Origin of the sequence: Streptomyces sp. YIM 121038 (assembly GCF_006088715.1) — a bacterium.
Taxonomy (GTDB): Bacteria; Actinomycetota; Actinomycetes; order Streptomycetales; family Streptomycetaceae; genus Streptomyces.
In genome coordinates this window covers 6,074,549-6,095,471 of the sequence record NZ_CP030771.1, presented here as the reverse complement: position 1 = coordinate 6,095,471, position 20,923 = coordinate 6,074,549, and the positions used below count along the sequence as shown (strand labels likewise).

The 20,923-nt window shown below is 71.8% G+C and carries 19 protein-coding genes; 5 read left to right on the top strand and 14 right to left on the bottom strand.

Annotated features, from left to right (window positions below; translation table 11 throughout):
- Positions 1–27: 27 nt before the first annotated feature.
- From C9F11_RS26210 to C9F11_RS26165, 9 genes are all read right to left on the bottom strand, one after another.
- Entirely contained in the window at positions 28–642 is a 615-nt protein-coding gene (locus C9F11_RS26210; protein WP_138967020.1) for a pilus assembly protein TadG-related protein, read from the bottom strand.
- A 35-nt stretch (positions 643–677) separates the two neighbouring features.
- Positions 678–905 carry a hypothetical protein gene (locus tag C9F11_RS26205; protein WP_171075843.1) on the bottom strand — a complete coding sequence of 76 codons (228 nt, stop codon included), beginning with the start codon at positions 903–905 and terminating at the stop codon, positions 678–680.
- Between the two features lie 223 nt (positions 906–1,128).
- On the bottom strand, positions 1,129–2,019 hold the full coding sequence (locus tag C9F11_RS26200) for a DUF5936 domain-containing protein (protein ID WP_269078099.1): 891 nt from the start codon (positions 2,017–2,019) through the stop codon (positions 1,129–1,131).
- Positions 2,020–2,033: 14 nt separating this feature from the next.
- Positions 2,034–2,981, bottom strand: a complete 948-nt coding sequence (locus C9F11_RS26195; protein WP_138961548.1) for a type II secretion system F family protein — start codon at positions 2,979–2,981, stop codon at positions 2,034–2,036.
- Between the two features lie 29 nt (positions 2,982–3,010).
- Positions 3,011–4,351: a CpaF family protein gene (locus tag C9F11_RS26190; RefSeq protein ID WP_138961547.1), complete on the bottom strand. Its 1,341-nt coding sequence runs from the start codon at positions 4,349–4,351 to the stop codon at positions 3,011–3,013.
- Positions 4,352–4,356: 5 nt separating this feature from the next.
- Positions 4,357–4,710: a TadE/TadG family type IV pilus assembly protein gene (locus C9F11_RS26185; RefSeq protein ID WP_138961546.1), complete on the bottom strand. Its 354-nt coding sequence runs from the start codon at positions 4,708–4,710 to the stop codon at positions 4,357–4,359.
- Between the two features lie 101 nt (positions 4,711–4,811).
- Positions 4,812–6,422 (bottom strand): P-loop NTPase, encoded by a 1,611-nt coding sequence (locus C9F11_RS26180; protein ID WP_138961545.1) that lies wholly within the window; start codon positions 6,420–6,422, stop codon positions 4,812–4,814.
- Between the two features lie 366 nt (positions 6,423–6,788).
- Positions 6,789–7,499: a Flp pilus assembly protein CpaB gene (cpaB, locus tag C9F11_RS26170; RefSeq protein ID WP_138961544.1), complete on the bottom strand. Its 711-nt coding sequence runs from the start codon at positions 7,497–7,499 to the stop codon at positions 6,789–6,791.
- Positions 7,500–7,601: 102 nt separating this feature from the next.
- Positions 7,602–8,501 carry a hypothetical protein gene (locus C9F11_RS26165; RefSeq protein WP_249401896.1) on the bottom strand — a complete coding sequence of 300 codons (900 nt, stop codon included), beginning with the start codon at positions 8,499–8,501 and terminating at the stop codon, positions 7,602–7,604.
- A gap of 385 nt (positions 8,502–8,886) precedes the next feature.
- On the opposite strand from C9F11_RS26165, the gene C9F11_RS26160 reads away from it, so the two are divergent.
- Positions 8,887–9,888: a chitinase gene (locus C9F11_RS26160; RefSeq protein ID WP_138961543.1), complete on the top strand. Its 1,002-nt coding sequence runs from the start codon at positions 8,887–8,889 to the stop codon at positions 9,886–9,888.
- Between the two features lie 49 nt (positions 9,889–9,937).
- On the opposite strand, the gene C9F11_RS26155 is transcribed toward C9F11_RS26160, so the two are convergent.
- Positions 9,938–11,269: an Nramp family divalent metal transporter gene (locus tag C9F11_RS26155; protein WP_138961542.1), complete on the bottom strand. Its 1,332-nt coding sequence runs from the start codon at positions 11,267–11,269 to the stop codon at positions 9,938–9,940.
- A gap of 278 nt (positions 11,270–11,547) precedes the next feature.
- Between C9F11_RS26155 and C9F11_RS26150 the strand changes: the two genes are divergently transcribed.
- Entirely contained in the window at positions 11,548–12,888 is a 1,341-nt protein-coding gene (locus C9F11_RS26150; protein ID WP_138961541.1) for a M14 family metallopeptidase, read from the top strand.
- 182 nt (positions 12,889–13,070) lie between these two features.
- Positions 13,071–13,313 carry a hypothetical protein gene (locus tag C9F11_RS26145; protein WP_138961540.1) on the top strand — a complete coding sequence of 81 codons (243 nt, stop codon included), beginning with the start codon at positions 13,071–13,073 and terminating at the stop codon, positions 13,311–13,313.
- Positions 13,314–13,423: 110 nt separating this feature from the next.
- On the opposite strand, the gene C9F11_RS26140 is transcribed toward C9F11_RS26145, so the two are convergent.
- The 4 genes from C9F11_RS26140 to C9F11_RS26125 form a co-directional block, all read right to left on the bottom strand.
- Positions 13,424–14,935 carry a gluconate:H+ symporter gene (locus tag C9F11_RS26140; RefSeq protein ID WP_138961539.1) on the bottom strand — a complete coding sequence of 504 codons (1,512 nt, stop codon included), beginning with the start codon at positions 14,933–14,935 and terminating at the stop codon, positions 13,424–13,426.
- Between the two features lie 222 nt (positions 14,936–15,157).
- Positions 15,158–15,577 (bottom strand): RidA family protein, encoded by a 420-nt coding sequence (locus C9F11_RS26135; protein WP_138961538.1) that lies wholly within the window; start codon positions 15,575–15,577, stop codon positions 15,158–15,160.
- Complete coding sequence (locus tag C9F11_RS26130) at positions 15,574–16,338, bottom strand: IclR family transcriptional regulator (protein WP_138961537.1); 765 nt, start codon at positions 16,336–16,338, stop codon at positions 15,574–15,576. The genes C9F11_RS26135 and C9F11_RS26130 overlap by 4 nt, the downstream gene beginning before the upstream one ends.
- Positions 16,335–17,513, bottom strand: coding sequence for a sugar kinase (locus tag C9F11_RS26125; protein WP_269078098.1), 1,179 nt, complete (start codon positions 17,511–17,513; stop codon positions 16,335–16,337). Before C9F11_RS26125 ends, C9F11_RS26130 begins: the two co-directional genes overlap by 4 nt.
- A 191-nt stretch (positions 17,514–17,704) precedes the next feature.
- Here C9F11_RS26125 and C9F11_RS26120 point away from each other — a divergent pair, with 191 nt between their 5' ends.
- Together C9F11_RS26120 and C9F11_RS26115 are read left to right on the top strand one after the other, a co-directional pair.
- Entirely contained in the window at positions 17,705–19,129 is a 1,425-nt protein-coding gene (locus C9F11_RS26120; protein ID WP_249401895.1) for an amino acid deaminase, read from the top strand.
- Between the two features lie 167 nt (positions 19,130–19,296).
- A complete protein-coding gene (locus C9F11_RS26115) occupies positions 19,297–20,910 on the top strand; it encodes a D-aminoacylase (RefSeq protein WP_138961536.1) in 1,614 nt (537 codons plus the stop codon).
- Positions 20,911–20,923 lie beyond the last annotated feature (13 nt).

Here is a 20,923-nt window from a genome sequence, read left to right as displayed (position 1 = left end):
CTTCCTTTTCTTCTCTGTGATCGCTTGTCACTCGGCCAGGTGCACGGAGAATAGGACGGACGCGTCCGGCAGATCGTCCGGGTCGAAGTCGTCGGGGTCGATCTCGATGAGGCCCTCCTCGCCGTCGCAGAAGAACTCCACGGCGTCCTCGGGTTCGTCCGACGGGTCACCCGGCGGATCGGCCGGCTGCTCCGCCGGAGGCGCGGACTCACACCGGGGCTTGATGACGGCGGTCGCCTCGGCCCTCGCGTGCTTCGTCTCCGTACCCGGGATGATCGAGTCTCCGACCGTGTAATTGGTCGTGACTTCCACGTGATAGCCCGGGTAGCCGCTGACCTCCGTGCTGCCGAAGCCGGTGACCTTGGAGTCGTTCTCGGCCGCCAGCGCGTCGGCCGCCGCCTCCGCGCCCTCCCCCGTGAACAGGTCGCCGCCGAGCCAGTCCAGCCATTCGTCCCCGTCGCCGTCCTCGATGGCTTTGGCCAGGCCTTCGAAGAGCTCGTCCCGTGTCTCCTGCGCCGCCGCCAGCGCGGCCGCGTCCGCCGCCGACTGCGCGCCGTTGCGTGCGGACGCCGCCTGAGCGAACGCGAAGAACGCGAAGGCGACGAAGAGCAGAATTCCGGTCAACCAGATGTAGATCGGCAGCGTCTGCCCGCCATCACCGCGTATCCGGCTCCGGATCAGCCGCCGATTACGTCGTTGACCGCGTTGCCGATCGCCTGGGAGATCTTGCCGTCGAGACCGAGTTGATCGATGAGCGTATAGATCCCGGCAATCAGAATCATCAACCCCGCATACTCCACGAACCCCGCCCCCCGGTCCCCCTCGCCCCCCTGGGCCCGCCGCACCCGCGCGGACACCGTCAGGGTCCACGTGACCCACGCACCCAGTACGCGTTCCTTCAGCATGACGGACGACCTTTCTCTCCCACCCGATACCGATACCGATACCGTCTACGTGACCGACTATCACAACCACTGCCCCAAGAGGCCCCTCGCGCAACCGACTTCCCGTCCGGCGCGCAGGTTGGCCTATTTCACCGGCCTCACTGGGTATCGAATGCATCATCGTCGCCCTTCCCTTCGGGAGGGTCCCATACGCGGTTGCATCAGCAAGGACATTTGGGGAAGCTCACCGCCCCAGAATCGAGCCGAAGTCGGATCCGGAGCCCAGGAACATCCCGGCGGCGATCAGGATCATCGTCGCCGGAAGCATGAACACCAGCGTCACCAGCGTGGCCTTGGGGATGGTCTTCGCGGCTCTGCGGCGGGAGTTCTGGGCGTCCGTGCGGCGCATGTCCGTGGCGAGTTGGATCAGGGTCTCGGCGATGGGGGAACCGAGTTCCTCGCCCTGCTGGAGGGCGGAGACGAACTGGGCGACCTGCTCGGAGGAGTTGCGGCGGCGCAGCTCGTCGAAGGCCTGGCGGCGGCTGACGCCCATGTCCATCTGGCGCAGGGTGATGCGTAGTTCGTCCGCCCACGGACCCTCGTACTTCTCGGCGACGCGGTCGAGCGCCTGCCGGAAGCCGAGCCCCGCCGAGACGACGACGGCGAGGACGTCGAGGAAGTCGGGCAGGGTGCGGTCGATGACCTCGCGGCGTTCGCGGATGGCCTGCCAGATGAGGGCGTCGGCGGCCATCGCGCCGAAGGCGAACGTCATGACGGCGAACAGCGGCTGCCCGTTGGTGAGGAAGATCAGGCCGAGGACGAGGCCGAAGACGCCGTACACCGCGCGGCGGGCGGCGTAGCGGTCGATGGTGAGGCCGCCGGGATTGCCCGCCATGTCGATCCGGCGGCGCTTGGCCGCGACCCGCTTCGGGCCCATCAGCCGGAGCACCAGGGGCGCGCACCGCATCCCCAGGCGGTCCACGGCCCCGCCCGCCGCCGAGACGCGTGTCGCGCCGACCTCCAGGGCGACCGCCAGGTCGGGCGGCAGCTTCGCCTCCGCGCGGTACATGCGGACGCCCTGGCAGACTCCCGCGACCGCCAGGCCCATCAGCAGGGCGAGCAACAACGCAGGCACTGTGTCCCCCTCCCTCAGACCTCGATCTTGCCCAGGCGTCTGATCACGAAGAAGCCCACCGCGTACAGGCCCAGCGAGATCAGGATCAGGGTCTGCCCCAGGGGCGAGCCGGTCACGCGCTCCAGCGCGCCCTCGTTCGAGGAATTGATCAGCAGGAGCGAGCCGAGGCCGAGGAGCGGCACCGTGAAGGCCGTGGCGTGGACCTCCGAGAGCATCGTGCGGACCTCGCGCCGGGTCTCCTTGCGGTCCTCCAGGGTCTGCGTGAGGTTGCGGAGGGAGTTGACCACCGAGCCGCCCGCCTTGTTGGACAGGACCAACGTCGTGACCAGCACTATCAGTTCGCGGGACGGCAGGCGCTGGGCCAGCTCCTCCAGCGTGTCGTCGATCGAGCGGCCGACCGTCAACTGGTGGGCGACGTGCGAGAGTTCCTCGCCCGCTGGGGATTCCAGCTCCTCCGCCGCCATCGCGAGCGACGTGCGCAGGGCGAGGCCCGCGGCCGTCGCGTTGGCGAGGATGCGGGCCACGTCCGGGAGCTGGTTGATGAACGCCTCGATGCGCTTCTGCCGCTGCCAGTTGAGGAAGATGACCGCTCCCCAGACCGCCACCACTCCCGCGATCGGGCCGAAGAAGGGGGCCAGGGACGCCGCCGCGATCAGCCACACGGCCGCCACGACGGCGGTGACGTACGTGAAGAACTCGCCGGGCGTCAGGTCGAGGCCCGTCGCCGAGAGCCGCAGGTGCAGGGCGCGGCCCAGGCGGGTGCGGCGCAGCCTGCGGTCGACCGCGGTGAACCGGCGCCTGCGGCCGCCGCCCTCCAGGGCCGCGGGCCCGCCCTCGGCGGACAGCCGGTCCACCAGGGCCTGGCGCTGCGCGCGGCCGGAGGCGTACGTCTGGACTCCGGCGACGGCGAGCGTGCCGGTGAGGAGCGTGGCGCCGAGGGCCAGGAGCGTGGGGTTGTTCATGGGGTGTCCTCAGGTCTCCTCTGGTCTCCTCAGCCGATCGCTTCGCGCGTGTTGAGTACGTCGATGGCCTCGGCCACCCCGTACGCGGGCGGCACCGGCTCACCGGCGACGTACAGGCGCTCGGCGACGGGGCGCGGCAGCGGCAGGTGCTCGAAGTAGCCGTGGACGACCCGGTCGGGGCCGACCGGGTGGGGGACGAAGCGGGTGACGGGGGCGATGCGGAACTGCTGGCGGCCGTGCGAGACGAGCAGCACGATCTCGGCGACCTTGCGGGAGCCGTCGGCGTGCCGGGCGAGCTGGACGACGACGTCCACGGCGGAGTTGATCTGGTCGCGCAGGGCCTCGAAGGGGACCTGGACCTCCGACATGGAGCCCAGGGTCTGGAGCCGGGTGAGGGCGTCCTCGGCCGTGTTGGCGTGGACCGTGGCCAGGGAGCCGTCGTGGCCCGTGGACATGGCCTGGAGCATGTCGAGCGTCTCGCCGCCGCGGACCTCGCCGACGATGATGCGGTCGGGGCGCATCCGCAGCGAGTTCCTGACCAGGTCGCGGATCGTGATCTGCCCCTTGCCCTCGACGTTCGGCGGGCGGGACTCGAGGCGGATCACATGGTCCTGCTGGAGCTGGAGTTCGGCCGAGTCCTCGATGGTGATGATGCGCTCGTGGCCCGGCAGGAGGCCCGAGAGGGCGTTGAGGAGCGTGGTCTTGCCCGAGCCGGTGCCGCCGCTGACGATGACGTTGAAGCGGGCCCGTACGAAGGCCGCGAGGAGCATCAGCATGTGCTCGTCGAGGGAGCCGAGGCCGATCAGCTCCGGCAGCGTGTACGCGCGCGGGAAGCGGCGGATCGTGAGGGTCGCGCCGGTGAGGGCGAGGGGCGGGATGATGACGTTGACGCGTTCGCCGGTGGGCAGGCGCGCGTCGACCATGGGGTTCGACTCGTCGACGCGGCGGTTGACCGTGGAGACGATGCGTTCGATCGTCTGCATCAGCTGGTCCTCGGACGCGAAGCGGAGCGGGAGCTGCTCCACGCGGCCCGCGCGCTCCACGAAGATCGAGTCGGGGCCGTTGACCATGATCTCGGTGATGGAGGCGTCGGCGAGCAGCGGCTCCAGGACGCCGAGGCCCAGGGCCTCGTCGACCACGCGCCGGATCAGGTGCGCCCGCTCGGAGGCCGAGAGGACGGGGCCCTCGCGGCTGATGATGTGGCCGAGGACCCGCTCCAGGCGGGCCCGGCGGTCGGACGCCGACAGGGACGACATCTCGGCCAGGTCTATCTCTTCGAGCAGCTTCGCCCGGTACGTCGCCACGAGGCTGTCGTCGCGGCTGGGCGCGGCGGTGTCGGCGGGCGACGCGATGCGGGAGCGCAGGCTCATGCGGGTCAGCCTCCTGTCCCGGGGGCGCCGGGCTCCGCGGGGTCGTCGTTGGGCATGGTCACGGTCTTCTCGACCTCCCAGTCCGTGTCGACGAAGGGCAGGAGCGTGGGGACCTGGACGGTGACCGTGGCGGTGGTGGTGTCGCCTCCCCCGCCCGCGACCGATACGTCCGCGTCCAGGCCGGAGTCCATCGCGGCGTGCCCCGCGGCCTCGCCGCCGGTGCCCTCGCGGGACTCGACACGGGCGGCGGCGCGGGCGCCGGAGCCCGCCTGGTTGGCCGCGTAGCCGACCAGGCCGAGCTGGATGGCGGCGAGGCCCACGAGGAGCAGGACGGGGAGGAAGCCGGCGAACTCCAGCATGGAGACGCCCTTGTCGCCCCGGGGGCGTCTGCTCGGCCTGGTCTGCCGCCCGGGCTTGCGGGGCGATCGCCCACAGAGGAGACCGGCGAAGTACCCCACTCTCATGGCGTGTCATCCCCCTCCACCGCCGCACCGGCCTGCGCATGGACCTCCCACCCCGTCGTGACGCCGGGGAAGAACACGGGGACCTTGATGTCCACCCGGGCCTTCATCACGTCGCCTTCGGCCGCGCAGGAGACCCTGGCGTCCTGCCACGCACCGGGCAGATGTTCCTTGGCCGCGGAGTCGCACGCTCCGGCGTCGCCGGAGACCACTGCGGCCGCGGCCGCCCGCGCGGCCTCGTCCGCCGCGTTCCCCGCCAGTGAGTACGAGTAGCCGTACAGCGCGCACTGCCACAGGATCCCGAGGACGGCGAGGAGCAGCGGGAACATGCCCGCGAACTCCAGGGTGACGGCGCCGCGGTCCGACTTCGGGGCGCGGCGCAGGCCGCGGCCGCTCTTGCGGGCGCCCCCGGTCTCCGGTTCCACGACGCCCAGTTCACCGGCGAGCCCCCACAGCGCCTGCTTGACGGTGGACTTGGCGTCGAGGTCGTGCAGGCGGCCCGCGTCGACGGCGCCGTGGAGTTCCTTGGGTACGTCCGGAACGGTGGTGCGGGCGGCGCGCGTGCCGGTGACGCGGGCGACGAGGGCGGGCTGGATCTCGGTGCCTCGCGTGTGCCGGTTGACGACGGTGACCGTCTCCTCGGCCTTGCGGATCTGGAGCCGGTCCCAGAGCCGGACCATGCGTTTGGCGGCGCGTACGGCGACGACGTCGGGGGTGAGCAGCAGGACGGCCTGGTCGGCCGTCTCCACGACGGCCGCGCCCGCGGGTGTGACGTACGTGCCGCAGTCGACGACCACGACGTCGTAGCGTCCGCGCAGCGCGTGGACGGTCTGCCGGGCGACGCGTTCGGTGATCTCCTCGCCGCGCTCGCCCTCGGCGGGCGCGAGGAGGAGGCCGATGCCGGTCTCGTGGGCGTAGACGGCGTCCTGGACGACGCGCGGCGTGAGGTCGCTGATCGCGGCGAGGTCGGCGACGGAGCGGCGGAACTGTACGTCGAGGTACGAGGCGACGTCGCCGGACTGGAGGTCCAGGTCGAGCAGCGCGGTGCTGCGGCCCGAGGCCTGGGCGGCGAGGGCGAGCTGCACGGCGGTGAGGGTGGTGCCGACGCCGCCCTTCGCGCCGGTCACGGCGATGACCTGGCCGCTGCCGGGGGCGGCCGCGCCGGAGCCGGGGCCGTACAGGTCCACGGCGCCGGTGCCGAGGTGGCGCCGCATGCCGGTGGCCCAGCCCGCCGCGGCCTGGACGCGCTCGGCCAGGGCGTCGTACGCCGGCGGATGGGGGACGATGCCGCGCGCCCCGCAGTCCATGGCGGCGGTGAGCAGGGCCGGGCTGGTGTCGGCCGTGACGAGGACGACGCCGACGGCGGGGAAGCGCAGGACCAGGTCGCGGATGAGGTCGAGGGCGGGGACGGGGGCGATGCGCTCGTGGACGAGGACGACTTCGGGCAGCTCGTCGACGGACTCCGCGGCGAGGCGGGCGAGGGTGTCGAGGAGCTCGGTGGAGTCGGCGACGGGCGCGGCGGGTTCGGCGTCCGGAAGCTGGGCGGCGAGCCCGCTCAGACTGCGGGCGGCGTCCGGGTCGCCGACCGCCGGGAGGATGCGGATGGTCATGGGCGGCCGCCTCCCTCGGGCCGGGGGGCTGCGGGGTTCCCGCGCCGTTCGGGGGGCCCGCCGCGGGGGGCGCCTGCGGCGCCCGTGGTGCCGGTGGCGCCCGTGGCACCGGTGGGCGGCGGCGACGCGCCGGGCGTGGTGCGCGACGGGCGTAGGGCGGCCGACGGGGCCTCCGGTGCGCGCGAGGCCTCCGGCAGACGTGCGAGGCGCGCGGGCCACGGGGGCCACGGCCGCCGCACGAGGCGGAGGGACCGCGCGGGGTGCCCCCGGAGCGGCGGTACCCCCGAGGACCAGCCGTGGTGCCGGGCGCGAGCCGCCGGAACCGCGCGAGCCACACCAGCCAAGGGAACGTTCACAGCGGGCCCCCTACTTGTCCTCGTCCAAGGTGTACGTACGGTCCCCGCGCGGTACGTCCGCGTCGCCGCCCCGGCCGACCAGGGCGAGCCGGACGTGCGAGGCGAACGACTCGGCGTACGCGACGCGCTGGGCGTCCCGCGTGTCGAGGGCGAACGTGATGGGCACGGCCTCGTCGGTGCGGCGGCGGCTGCGGTCGTCGCGGTCGGGTTCGAGGGCCGTGAGCTTGCCGACGTCGATGACCCTGGCCTTCTCGACGATGACCTTCGACTGGTCCTTGCCGCGGTCGGTCTCGGCCTTGAAGGTGGCGTAGATGTTGACGGTCGAACCGGGGGTGATCTTCCCGGCGACGCCGGTCGCCGCGTCGATCATGATGGCGATCTCCTGCTGTCCCGGTGCGAGCCGGGGCCGCTTCACGATCATGTCGCTCTGCAGCAGGGAGCCCTTCCGGAGCTGAGTGACGGCGATCTTCCCGCGGATCTCCCGGAGGTTGGTGACGGCGTTGTCCGACAGCCACCGCTCGGGCATCTCCACCTTCTTGAACTGTTCGGGCTCCAGCTCCTTGTACGGCGCGATGTCCGTCTTCAGCTCGTACGCCGCGGTCTCGGGCCCGACCTTCGAGTTCACGTCGCGGATCACGGAGAGGACGCCCGCGAAGGCGCCGATCGCGCACAGGACCGACAGGACCATCAGGATGACACCGCGGCGCTGGCGTGAGTTCATGGGCCGGAGTACCTACCTCGTTCGATCGTGCAGCGAGTGCGTGTGGCTACGGACGGTGAGCGGGGTGGTGCGTGAGCCGGTGGGGCACGGGCCGGGGGCGTCCTAGGTGGCGCCGCGGGGCAGCGCCCGCGTCCCGGTGGTCACCTCGGGAGCGGCGGCGGTCCGCTCGGACGGCGGGAGCAGCGGCGCCGCGCAGAACGCGCAGCGGTCGCCGATGAGTTCGAGACCGCACCAGTGGCAGTCCTCCCTCCGCACGGACGACACCAGTTGGTAGAGCACGGAGATGTCCGGGATGGCCGCGGCGAACTCGACGAGCTTGCCGGTGGCCCACCAGCGCGCGGACTCGCCGGGCAGCGGCACGTCGACGGCGCCCTGCACCTGCCAGACGTCGGCGAGCGTGTCGGTGACCCAGTCGGCGGCGAGCTGCCCCGGCGCGTACAACAGCTTCGTGCCGAACTCGGGCGCGGGAAGCACCGCGTCACCCCCCGCCTTCACCATCGCGGTCCGCGGCGCGGCGAGTACCGCGAACTGCGTGCCCGGAACCCATGACTTGGTGTGCGAACGCAGCGTGACGGGCACGCGGTCGAGCTTGGCGACGGACCCGAGCAGGGCGCCCGCGTAGATGTAGTGGGTCAACAGCCGCGCGGCGGAGGCGAGCACGCCGGGGCTGAAGTCGCAGATCGACAACTGCCGTAACTGCAGCGCCAGTACGGAAAGCCCGAGCGGCGGCAGCTCACTCCGCACGAACGCGATCCGGTCGCTCTCGAGGACAGACCGGATCGCGTGCAGCCGATGCCGCACCGCCTGGGGCGCGGACGCCGGGCACAGCACGATCACGTACCCGTGGTACTCGATGAGCTGGTGCATCTCGGTGAGCGCCCGGTCGAGCGAGTACGTCTTCGGCGACTGGTCGGCGCTCTTCAGGACGGCGGCGGTCGGGGTGTGACGATCGGGCGAAGGCAGCACCAGCTCCGGGCTGGTGACGGCTATCGCGGTCGGCATGCGCACACCCCCGGCTCCGAGTCCTCACGCTCCCGTCCGCGCACGCCAACGCGCACGTGCGCTCCTAGCTGTGCACCATATCCACGCGGGGGCCGCCCTAACACCCAACTTCCCACTGTTCACCTATGGGTTGTCGGGACAGCTCCCGCCACGCGGCGCGCGCGGAGCCTCCCTCCAGGGACGCGGTTCCCCAGGAACCCTTGACAACCACATTGGTCTGGACCAGCTTGTACGACCAAGCAACAGCGGTGGCCACCGTCCCCTTCCGGCCCGTACGGGCCCCTCCCCCCCCATCCCCCCACCGGAGGCAGAAGTGGACCGCGCACGCACAGGTACACGTACACGCAGGCACAGGAGCAGGAGCAGGAGCGGCGTTCTCGCCGGGATGCTCGCCGCGTTCGGGCTCGCGGTCGCGGGGCTCGCGACCGGCGGGGCCGGGAGCGCCGACGCCCGCGACACCGGTGCGCCGGGGCAGGGCCACGCCCAGGCGCAGGCTCGGGCCGTGCCCAAGCATGCCGTCACCGGGTACTGGCAGAACTTCAACAACGGCGCCACCGTGCAGCGGCTCAGCCAGGTGCAGGACCAGTACGACATCATCGCCGTCGCCTTCGCGGACGCCACCGGGACGCCGGGGAAGGTGACCTTCAACCTCGACTCCGCGGGGCTCGGCGGGTACACCGTCGCCCAGTTCAAGGCCGACATCAAGGCCAAGAAGGCGGCGGGGAAGTCCGTGATCGTCTCGGTCGGGGGCGAGCGCGGGGCCGTCTCCGTCAACAGCTCCACCGCGGCGGCGAACTTCGCCACCTCCGTGTACGCGCTCATGCAGGAGTACGGCTTCGACGGCGTCGACATCGACCTGGAGAACGGGCTCAACGCCACCTATATGACCCAGGCCCTCAAGTCCCTGTCCCAGAAGGCCGGGCCGGGCCTCGTGCTCACCATGGCGCCGCAGACCATCGACATGCAGTCGACGTCCAACGCGTACTTCAGGACGGCCCTGAACGTGAAGGACATCCTCGCCGTCGTCAACATGCAGTACTACAACAGCGGCGCGATGCTGGGGTGCGACGGGAAGGTCTACGGCCAGGGCTCCGTGGACTTCCTGACCGCGCTCGCCTGCATCCAGCTGGAGGGCGGGCTCGCGCCGTCGCAGGTGGGGATCGGGACGCCCGCGTCACCGCGCGGGGCCGGGTCCGGGTACGTCGCGCCGGCCCTCGTGAAGAACGCCCTCGACTGCCTCGCCCGGGGCACCGGCTGCGGCTCCTTCAAGCCGTCCAGGACCTATCCGGGCATCCGCGGGGCCATGACCTGGTCGACCAACTGGGACGCCCTGAACGGGAACGCGTGGTCCAACGCCGTGGGAGCGCACGTCCACGGCCTGCCGTAGACCGAACCCGCCCCCGGGCGTACCGCGGCGCCGCGGTACGCCCGGCGGATCAGAAGAAGCTGCTCCAGTCCTGGTCCGTGATCTGCTTGACGCACAGCACCAGGAACAGCAGGCCCGCGATCACCAGCATGCCGTTGCTGACCCAGCCGTTGCGCCACTCCGCGGGCGTGCGGGCGGAGTTGAGGAGCCAGATCAGGGTCAGGGCGAGGAAGGGCATGAAGGCCGCGCCCAGGACTCCGTAGATGATGATCAGGCGGAACGGCTGGCCCTGGAAGAGCAGGACGATCGGGGGAAAGGTCAGCCAGAGCAGGTAGGCGCGGAAGGGGAGCGAGCGCTCGCGGGCGCCGGAGGCCACCTCGGCGCCGGAGCGGGCACCGCCGTCCGCGCCCGTGCGGGACTTGCGGTAGTGCTCCACGAAGTCGGCGAACATCAGGCTCACGCCGTGCCAGACGCCGATGAGGGAGGTGAAGGACGTGGCGAAGAAGCCGATGAGGAAGAGCTTCGAGGTGGCGGTGCCGTACTCCTCCTCCAGGATGCCGCTCAGCTGGACCAGGCCCTTGTCGCCGCTCGCGAGGGCGACGTTCGCGGAGTGCAGCAGCTCGGCGCCGACGAAGAGCATCGCCACGACGAAGATGCCGGTGGTGACGTACGCGACGCGGTTGTCCAGGCGCATCACCTTCATCCAGCCCGTGTTCGTCCAGCCCTTGGCGTTCACCCAGTAGCCGTACGCGGCCAGCGTGATGGTGCCGCCGACGCCGCCGATGAGGCCGAGGGTGTTGAGGACCGAGTCCTTCTCGTCGGGCAGGACGGGGAGCAGACCCGCGACGGCGTCCCCCAGGTTCGGGGTCACGCGGACCGCCAGGTACACCGTGACCACGAACATGACGCCGACCAGGACCGTCATGACCTTCTCGAACACGTCGTACTTGTTGAACCAGACGAAGACCAGGCCCACCACACCGGTGAGCACCGCCCACCACTTCAGGTCCATCACGTCGGGGAACAGGGCCTGGAGCGGCAGGCCCGACGAGGACATCGCGGCCGCGCCGTACGCGAAGCCCCACACCACGACGTAGGCGACGAAGAACCACGTCGTCCAGCGGCCGAGGCTGGCCCAGCCCTCGAAGAGCGTGCGGCCGGTCGACAGGTGCCAGCGGCCCGCGGCCTCGGCCAGGGAGATCTTCACGACGCAGCCGATGACGGCGGCCCACAGCAGCGTGTAGCCGAAGTTGCTGCCCGCGATCAGCGTGGCCACCAGGTCGCCCGCGCCGACCCCGGTGGCGGCGACGACGATGCCGGGACCGATGTACTTCCAACTGGACTTGCGGGGAACGGACTCGACGTCCCCGGCGGCGATGGGTCCACCTTTGGTTTCGGCCATGCGATCAAGAAAGCGCACGCACGCGCGGCGCACAAGGGGTCGTACGGCAGCGGGCCGTGGGGCGCGGGAGGCGCGTGCTCCGGCAGCGCGGTCGCCGCACGGCCTTCGCGCGGTCACCGCACAGCCGCCCCACAGTCGGCTCAAAGGCATGTTGACCAGAACATGCCATGCCGCGACCATGGGCCAGCACGGTCCGTGCCCACCCGGCACCCCGCGCGCTCGCGCCACCCGCACCACATGCGTCGCAATGCACCACTCCCACCCCCACAGGAGCATTCATGCGACTTCGCATACGCGGAAAGAGATCAGCGGCTCTCGCGGCCGTGCTCGCCCTCGCGATCGGGGCGCCCCTCAGCGCCAACGCGTCCGACTCCTCGTCCCCTTCGGCCCGGAAGGCGGCGGCCGCCGCGGCCGAGGACGAGATCCGCCAGTACTCCGTGCCCGGACCCGCCACGCGCGCCGCCCGTACGGCGCTCGCCGCGACCGGCGTGTCCATCGACGAGGCCGGTGACCACGGGGTCGTCGTCTCCGCGAACGCCGCCCAGGCCAGGAAGCTGCGCGCGCTCGGGTACACGCTCAAGGCGCTGGCCGGGCCGCCGAAGCGCGCGGGCGACGGGCCGGTGCGGGTGCGGGACTTCCCGCCCGCCGACTCCCGGTACCACAACTACGCGGAGATGACCGCGGAGATCGACCAGCGGCTCCAGCAGTACCCGAACATCATGAGCAAGCGCGTGATCGGCAAGTCGTACCAGGGCCGGGACATCGTCGCCATCAAGGTCAGCGACAACGTCGGCACGGACGAGAGCGAGCCCGAGGTCCTCTTCACCCACCACCAGCACGCCCGTGAGCACCTGACGGTGGAGATGGCCCTCTACACGCTGCGCGAGCTGGGCGCGGGCTACGGCAGTGACCCCCGCGTCACCAAGATGGTCAACGAGCGCGAGATCTGGATCGTGCCGGACCTCAACCCCGACGGCGGCGAGTACGACATCGCCACCGGCTCCTACCGCAGCTGGCGCCTGAACCGGCAGCCCAACTCGGGCGGCGCCACCGGCACCGACCTGAACCGCAACTGGAACTTCAAGTGGGGCTGCTGCGGCGGTTCCTCGGGCACGCCCGGCTCCGAGACCTACCGGGGCAGCGCGCCCGAGTCGGGCCCCGAGGTCAAGGTCGTCGCGAACTTCGTGCGCAGCCGGGTGGTCGGCGGCAAGCAGCAGATCAAGGCGGGCATCGACTTCCACACGTACAGCGAGCTGGTCCTGTGGCCGTTCGGCTACACGTACAACGACACGGCGCCCGGTCTGACCCAGGACGACCACGACGCGTTCGCCACCGTCGGCCGCAAGATGGCCGCGAGCAACGGCTACACGCCCGAGCAGTCCAGCGACCTCTACATCACCGACGGCACCATCGACGACTGGCTCTGGGGCAACCAGAAGATCTTCGGCTACACCTTCGAGATGTACCCCCGGTCCGGCGGGGGCGGCTTCTACCCGCCCGACGAGGTCATCGAGCGCGAGACCTCCCGCAACCGGGACGCGGTGCTCCAGCTCCTGGAGAACTCGGACTGCATGTACCGCTCGATCGGGAAGGAACAGCAGTACTGCACCGGACAGTGACCGGGCACGCGTAGCCCCCTGGGGTCGTTGTTGATCACTCACAGGGGTTGATTCCCGACGCGGCATGCATAGCGGGGCAGTTCAGGCGCAGCCTCTCGGCGGGTGATCACAAAAGCGGATCACCCGCTGACCGGACTACGGAGAGGAAGTGCTCTGTGCGCGCTGTGTCCTCCATGCTTTCGATGCTCTCGGCGTCTCCCGGGCCCTCGCGGCGACGGGCCGCGCTGGCCGTCGCGGGAGCCGTGACGGGAGTGGTCCTCGCCCTGGCGGCGGACGTCGCCAGGGCGGCGGCGACCACCGGCTCCCGGGCCGGCCGCTGCTGCGGAATGCACCGCCCCCTGCGCGTGCTGCGCAGGCGGCGTAACGATCAGGCACGGTCGGTTCGACGGCCGGGCCAGGAAGGCGTGGTGCTGCGCCAGTCGTGAAGCGGCGCCGGAGCGGGGGCACTCGGTGATCCACCGGGTGCCCCCGCTCCGCCGTGCCGTACGCGGCGGCCACTCGCCCGGGTGCGACGGTCCGCCGCCGTACGCGACGGCTACACGAAGAGGCTCACCACCGCCGCCACCGCGAAGCCCGCCACCGACAGGACCGACTCCAGGACCGTCCAGGTCTTCAGGGTGTCGCGCTCGGTGATGCCGAAGTACTTCGCCACGATCCAGAAGCCGCCGTCGTTGACGTGCGAGGCGAAGATCGAGCCCGCGGAGATGGCCATGATGACCAGGGCCGTGAAGGCGTGCGAGTAGTCGCCCTCGGAGAGCAGCGGGGCGACGATGCCCGCGGTGGTGACGATCGCGACCGTCGCCGAGCCCTGCGCCACGCGCAGGACCAGGGAGATGAGGTAGGCGAGGACGATGACCGGCAGGCCCACGTCGTTGAAGGTGTCGGCGAGGGCGTCGGCGACGCCGCTGCCCTTGAGCACGGCGCCGAAGACCCCGCCCGCGCCGACGACGAGCAGGATGTTGCCGACGGGCTTGAGCGACGCCGTCGACACCGTCTCCAGGGACTTGCGGGACCAGCCGCGCCGGATGCCGAGCAGGTAGTACGCCATCAGGAGCGCGATCGTCAGGGCCACGAAGGGGTGGCCGAAGAACTCGATCACGCTGCGGAGCGTGGACGGGTCGAAGGCGATGGAGGAGAACGTCGCCAGCAGGATGAGCAGCAGCGGGGTGCCGATGATCAGGAACACGGTGCTCAGCGCGACCGGCTCCTCCGTCGGGGTCAGGCCCTGCGCGCGCTGCTCCTCGGCGACGGCCGCCTTCGCCTCCTCGGAGGCCTCCAGCATGTCCTGCGGTACGGGGACGAAGATCCGCTTGCCGATCCAGGCGGCGTACGCCCAGGCCGCGAGCACGGCCGGGATGCCGCAGACGATGCCCATGAGGATGACCCAGCCGAGGTCCACCTTCAGCAGTCCGGCCGCCGCCACGGGCCCCGGGTGCGGGGGCAGGAAGGCGTGCGTCATCGACAGGCCGGCGAGCAGCGGCAGACAGTACAGGAGGATCGACTTGCCGCTGCGCTTGGCGGCGGCGTACACGATCGGCGCGAGGACGAAGATGCCGACGTCGAAGAAGACCGGGATGCCGAAGATGAGGCCGGTCAGACCCATGGCCACGGGGGCGCGCTTCTCACCGAAGAGGTCGAGCAGGCGCCTGGACAGCACCTCGGCCCCGCCGGAGACCTCAAGGATCGCGCCGAGCATCGTGCCGAGGCCGATGATGATCGCCACATGGCCGAGGATGCCGCCCATGCCGGTTTCGATGAGCGAGGTCGCGGTCGACTTCTGGACCGTGCCGAAGAGTTCGGTGACCGAAAGGCCGGCGGCGAGTCCGACGGCTATGGAGACGGCGAGCAGGGCCACGAACGGCTGGAGCCTGACCTTGATGATCAGGTAGAGGAGCAGCAGGATGCCGAGGGCCGCGACGGTCAGCAGTCCCGCCGTGCCGTCGATCAGGGCCATCAGGCCACCGGTGTGCGGGACCTTCTCCGGTACTTCGGCGGCGGCGAGCGCGGTGCGGGCTCCGGTGGAGCCCGAGGGGGCGAACGGGGACATCGTTGACCTCGTAAGTGCATGGGGCTTTCTGGGCAGGGGGGATCGCGGCGTGGTCCTCACGCCGGACGGGTGGAGCGGCATCGCGCTGTGCGCGCTTCCTCAGACGCCGGACGGGCTGGATCGTGCCGGTCCGCAGACCATCAGCCCGTCCGGCGTTTGAGGACGAGGCGCGAAGCGCCGATGAACGGGGCGGCAGGAGATGGCGCGGCCCCGGGAAAAGCCTCAGCCGAGGACGGCCAGGGCGTCGATCTCGATGAGGAGGCCCTTGGGCAGGCCGACGTACACCGTGGTGCGGGCGGACGCGGGGGCCTTGAGGCCCTGCTCGTCGAAGTACTGGTTGTAGATCTCGTTCATCTCCGCGAAGTGGTCGACGTCCGTGAGGTAGACGCGCATCATCATCACGTCGTCCCAGGTGGCGCCGCCCTCTTCGAGGATGGCCTTGACGTTGGCGAAGGTCTGCAGGGTCTGCTCGCGCAGGGTGGGGCCCGCCGGGGTGGGCGCCTTGCCCTCCTCGGCGGGGAGGAAGCCGACCTGCCCGGCGACCTGGAGGATGTTGCCCTTCTTCACGCCGTGCGAGAACTTCGCGGGCGGGGCGGTGTGCGTGGAGGGCGTGATCGCGGTCTTCTGGATGTTCTCGCTCATGAACTTGCTTCCTTGATAGGGGCCTTGCCGGAGTACTCCCGGCTGATCGCCTCCGCCGTGCGGCGGACCAGCGGGAGCAGGGTGAGGAGTTCCTCGGCGGTGACGACGACGTTCGGCGCGGACACCGACATGGCGGCGACGACGCGGCCGTCCGCGCCCCGGATGGGCGCGCCGACGCAGTTGATGGACTCCTCGTGACCACCGAGGTCGGTGGCCCAGCCTTGTTCGCGCACCTGCGCCAGCTCCTTGAGGAAGGCGGCCGAGTTGGGTGTCGAACGGGACGTGTACGTGGGGTAGTCGAGCTTCTCGGCGATCACGCGGCGCTCCCCCTCGGGGAAGTCGGCGAGCAGGAGCTTGGCGACGGCGGCGACGGTGATGGCGACGGACTTGCCGATGCGCGAGTACATCCGTACCGGGTAGCGGCTCTCGACCTTGTCGATGTAGACGACCTCGCCCTCCTCGTACACCGCGAGGTGGACCGTGTGGCCGCACTTCTCGTTGAGGGCGAGCAGGTGGGGATGGGCGATCTCGCGGACGTCGAGGTGCTCGACGGCCTCCTGGGCGAGCGCGAAGAGCCGCGCGCCCAGGCGGTAGCGCTGGTCGGACTGGCGGAAGACCAGGCCGTGTTCGTGCAGGGTGCGCAGCAGGCGCAGGGCCGTGGACTTGTGCACTCCGAGGCGGTCGGCGACCTGCCCCAGATCAGCGGGGCCCTCGGCGAGCAGGGGCAGGATCGTCAGGGCTCGGTCGACGGTCTGGCTCATGGCGTTGGTACCTCCTCGGCGGCCCCGGGGCGGCGCGGCTCTGCCGTCCAGCCGGGGCCAAGGCGCAGTGTCTCCCAGGCGGCGGGGGCCAGGGCGGCGAGCGCGTCGGCGTGCTCGCGCGCGGGGGGCGTGGCGAGGTCGCCCGGCACGGTGAGGGCGGCGGCGGCCATCAGATGGCCGTGCCGCAGCCGCTGCTCGGCACCGAGGCCGCGCAGCGTTCCTGACAGGTATCCGGCGGCGAAGGCGTCACCGGCGCCGACCGGGGCGACGACGTCGACGCGCAGGGCCGGGACGAAGGTGGCGGTGTCGCGCCCGGTCGCGGGGTCGGTGACGAAGGCGGTGGCGCCCTCGGACCCCTGCTTGACGACGAGTTGGGCGGGTTCGGGAAGTGCGGCGCGGATGGCCGCGGGGCCGCCGGTGACCTGCCAGGCGGCCGCGGCCTCGTCGACGCCGACGAAGACGAGGTCGGCGCCGCGCGCCAGGTCGAGCAGGACGGCGGGGCTGCGGCCGCCCTCGGGCCACAGGCCGGGGCGGTGGTTGACGTCGAAGGAGACGAGCGAGCGGCGGCGTCCGGCCGCGCGGTCGCACAGGGTGCGCACGAGCTCCAGGCAGTCGGGGGAAAGGGCGGCGGTGATCCCCGACAGGTGCAGGACGCGTCCGCACCACAGCGCGTCGGCGGCCAGCGTGCGGGGCGACATCGCCGAGGCGGCGGAACCCGCCCGGTAGTAGACGACCTCGTGGGCCTCGGTGTCGCGGTCGTCGGCGGTGCGGAAGTAGATGCCGGTGGGCCGGCGCGGGTCGCGCCCGACCGCGGAGGTGTCCACTCCGTACGCCCCGATGGCGTCGACGAGGTGGTCGCCGAAGCCGTCGGAGCCGACCCGGCTGACCCATCGGGTGCGGTGTCCGGCGGCGGCGAGGGCGCAGGCCACGTTGGACTCGGCCCCGCCGATGCCCCGTTCGAACGCGGGGACGTCGGCGAGCCGCCCCGGCCGCGTGGGCAGGAAGGTGACCATGGACTCCCCGAGCGTGACGACGTCGACGCCGTCGTCCGCGGCACCGCCGTCCGCACCGCCGTGCGCGTCCTCGGCGACGCCGGGCGGGGCACCGGGCGCGGTCACGCCCTCGGGCACCTCGCCGGTCGCGGCCTCGGTCGCGTCTCGGTCTGCTCCGGTCACGCTCGTGTCAGCCCTTCATTCGTCGTTCGCCGCACGCTCGACGGCCGGGTGGGGGCACCGGATCAGCCGGTCCGGAAGGCCCGTGAGCCGGGCCGAAGCCCGGTGCGAGGACCGGGCCCGGATCCGTTGACCCGGCGTTGGCTCGGATGTTAGACAGCAGTAAGCGACATACGCAATGAATGTTGCAGTATATGCAACGCATCTCTGAGGAGGCGCCCATGGCCGCCGACACGCCCGCTGGCACACCCTCCGGCGCGCCCGCCGAACGCGCTGCGAACGCCGAACGCACTGCGACCGCCGCACATGCCGCGACCGCCGAATCCGCCGCGACCGCCGAACGCGCCGCGGCCGCCCTCGCCCGGCTGGCCGAGGAACGTGTCGACCACCGCTTCAAGGGGCTGCCGCCGGACGCCGCGGGCCTCACCGTCGGCGAGCTCGCGGCCCAGCGCCGCAACCTGTTCACGGACGGCTTCACCACCCCCGTCCTCGCCCTCTCCGCCGAGCGCCTGGAGCACAACCTCGCGCTCATGGAGGAGTACGCGACCCGCCACCGCCTCGCCTTCGCGCCGCACGGCAAGACCTCCATGGCGCCGCAGCTCTTCCAGCGCCAGCTGGAGCACGGCGCCTGGGGCATCACGCTCGCCGTGCCCCACCAGGTGCGCGTGGCCCGGGAGTTCGGCATCCAGCGGATCTTCCTGGCCAACGAGCTGGTGGACGCCGCCGCCCTGCGCTGGCTCGCCCAGGAGCTGGCGCACGACCCCGACTTCCGGTTCATCGCGTACGTGGACTCCGTACGCGGCGTCGAGCTGATGGACGCCGCGCTGCGCGACGCCGGGGCCGGGCGCCCCCTCGACGTGGTCGTCGAGCTCGCCGCGGGCGAGGGCGCGCGCACCGGCGCCCGCACCGAGGCCGACTGCGCGGCCGTCGCCGACGCCGTGGCGGCCACCGCGATGCTGCGGCTCGTGGGCGTCTCCGGTTACGAGGGCGAGGTGCCCGACCCCACGCCGGAGCGGGTGCGCGCCTATCTGCGGCGGCTCGTCTCGCTCACCGCCGACTTCGACGCGGCGGGGCGGTTCAAGGCGGGCGGGCTCGACGAGATCGTGGTCAGCGCGGGCGGCTCCGCCTGGTTCGACGCCGTCGCCGACGTCTTCGCCGACGTCCCCCGGCTCTCCCTGCCCGTCCTGAAGCTGCTGCGCTCCGGCGCCTACGTCTCGCACGACGACGGCCACTACCGCCACCTCACGCCCTTCAACCGCGTGCCCGACGAGGGGGCCCTGCACCCCGCCTTCCGGCTGTGGTCCCAGGTGGTGTCGCGGCCCTCGCCCGAGCAGGCCTTCATCAACGCGGGCAAGCGGGACGCGGCGTACGACCTCGACCTGCCCGAGGCGCAGGCCGTCCGCCGGGACGGGGCGGAGCGGCCCGCGACCGGGGTCGAGGTGCACGCCCTCTCCGACCAGCACGGGTGGGTGCGGACCTCCGCCGGGGCCGATCTGGAGGTCGGCGACTGGCTCGGGCTCGGCCTCTCGCACCCCTGTACGTCCTTCGACAAGTGGCAGCTCATCCCTGTCGTCGAGGCGGACGGGACGGTCACGGACTACATCCGCACGTACTTCTGACCCTCGCGGGGCGCCCCGGACCCGCCCCTTCCCGCTCCGGGGGCTCCGCCCCCGTGCCCCCGCTTTCGGCGCTTCGCGCCTCGTCCTCAAACGCCGGACGGGCTGCGTACAGCGGGCCCGGGGCGCTCCCCCGCGAGGACACCCACCCGCCACCAGAGAGGCACCCCATGGACCTGGTCATCCGCGGAGCGCGCGTCGTCGACGGCTCCGGCGACGCCGCGTACACGGCCGATGTAGGGATACAGGACGGGCGGATCACGGAGATCCACCGCGAGGGGGAGGCGGGCCCCCGCCCCACGGGCACCCGCCTCCTGGACGCCGCGGGCCTCGCCCTGGCGCCCGGCTTCATCGACATGCACGCGCACAGCGACCTCGCCCTGCTCCGCGACCCGGACCACAGCGCGAAGGCCGCCCAGGGCGTCACCCTGGAGGTCATCGGCCAGGACGGCCTGTCGTACGCCCCGGTGGACGACCGCACCCTCGCCGAGGTCCGCCAGGCGATCACCGGCTGGAACGGCGACGGCAGCGACATCGACTTCGACTGGCGCTCGGTCGGCGAGTACCTGGACCGCCTGGACCGCGCGCACGGCGGCCGCGGCATCCCCGTCAACGCCGCGTACCTCATCCCGCAGGGCACCGTCCGGATGTACGCGATGGGCTGGGAGGACCGCGAGGCCTCCCCGGCGGACCTGGAGCGGATGAAGGAGCTGGTCGCCCAGGGCATGGAGCAGGGCGCCGTCGGCATGTCGTCGGGCCTGACCTACACCCCCGGCATGTACGCCAAGGACGCCGAACTCACCGAGCTGTGCCGCGTCGTGGCCTCGTACGGCGGCTACTACTGCCCCCACCACCGCAGTTACGGAGCGGGCGCCCTGGAGGCGTACCGCGAGATGGTGGAGCTGACCCGGACCGCCGGCTGCCCGCTGCACCTCGCGCACGCCACCATGAACTTCGGCGTGAACAAGGGCAAGGCCCCGGACCTGCTCGCCCTCCTCGACGGGGCGCTCGACGACGGCGCCGACATCACGCTCGACACGTACCCCTACACACCGGGCTGTACGACGCTCGTCGCGATGCTGCCGAGCTGGGCGAGCGAGGGCGGGCCCGAGGCGATCCTGGCCCGGCTCCAGGACGACGCGACCGCCGAGCGCATCCGGCACCACATGGAGGTCATCGGCGCCGACGGCTGCCACGGCGTGCCGATCGAGTGGGACACCATCGAGGTCTCGGGCGTCTCCGACCCGGGGCTCGCGTCCTGCGTCGGCAAGACCATCCAGCGCTCCGCCGACATGCGCGGCGAGGAGCCGTGGGTCACCGCCCGGCGGCTGCTGATCAACGACCGCCTCGGCTCGACGATCCTCCAGCACGTGGGGCACGAGGAGAACGTCCGGGCGATCATGCGGCACCCCGTGCACACCGGCGGCAGCGACGGCATCCTCCAGGGCTTCAAGCCGCACCCGCGCGCGTACGGGACGTTCCCGCAGTACCTCGGCAAGTACGTACGGGAGTTGGGGGTGCTGTCCCTGGAGGAGTGCGTCGCGCACCTCACCTCGCGCGCCGCCGCCCGGCTGCGCCTTCCCGACCGCGGGTACGTGCGCGCGGGCTACCGCGCCGACCTCGTGCTCTTCGACCCGGACACGGTCGCGGCGGGGTCGACGTTCGACGCGCCGCGCACGCCGCCCGTGGGCCTGCCGCACGTCCTGATCGACGGGAAGTTCGTGATCGAGGACGGGCGGCGCACGGACGTCATCGCGGGACGCGCCGTGCGCCGCACCGCCTAGCCCCGGCGGCCCT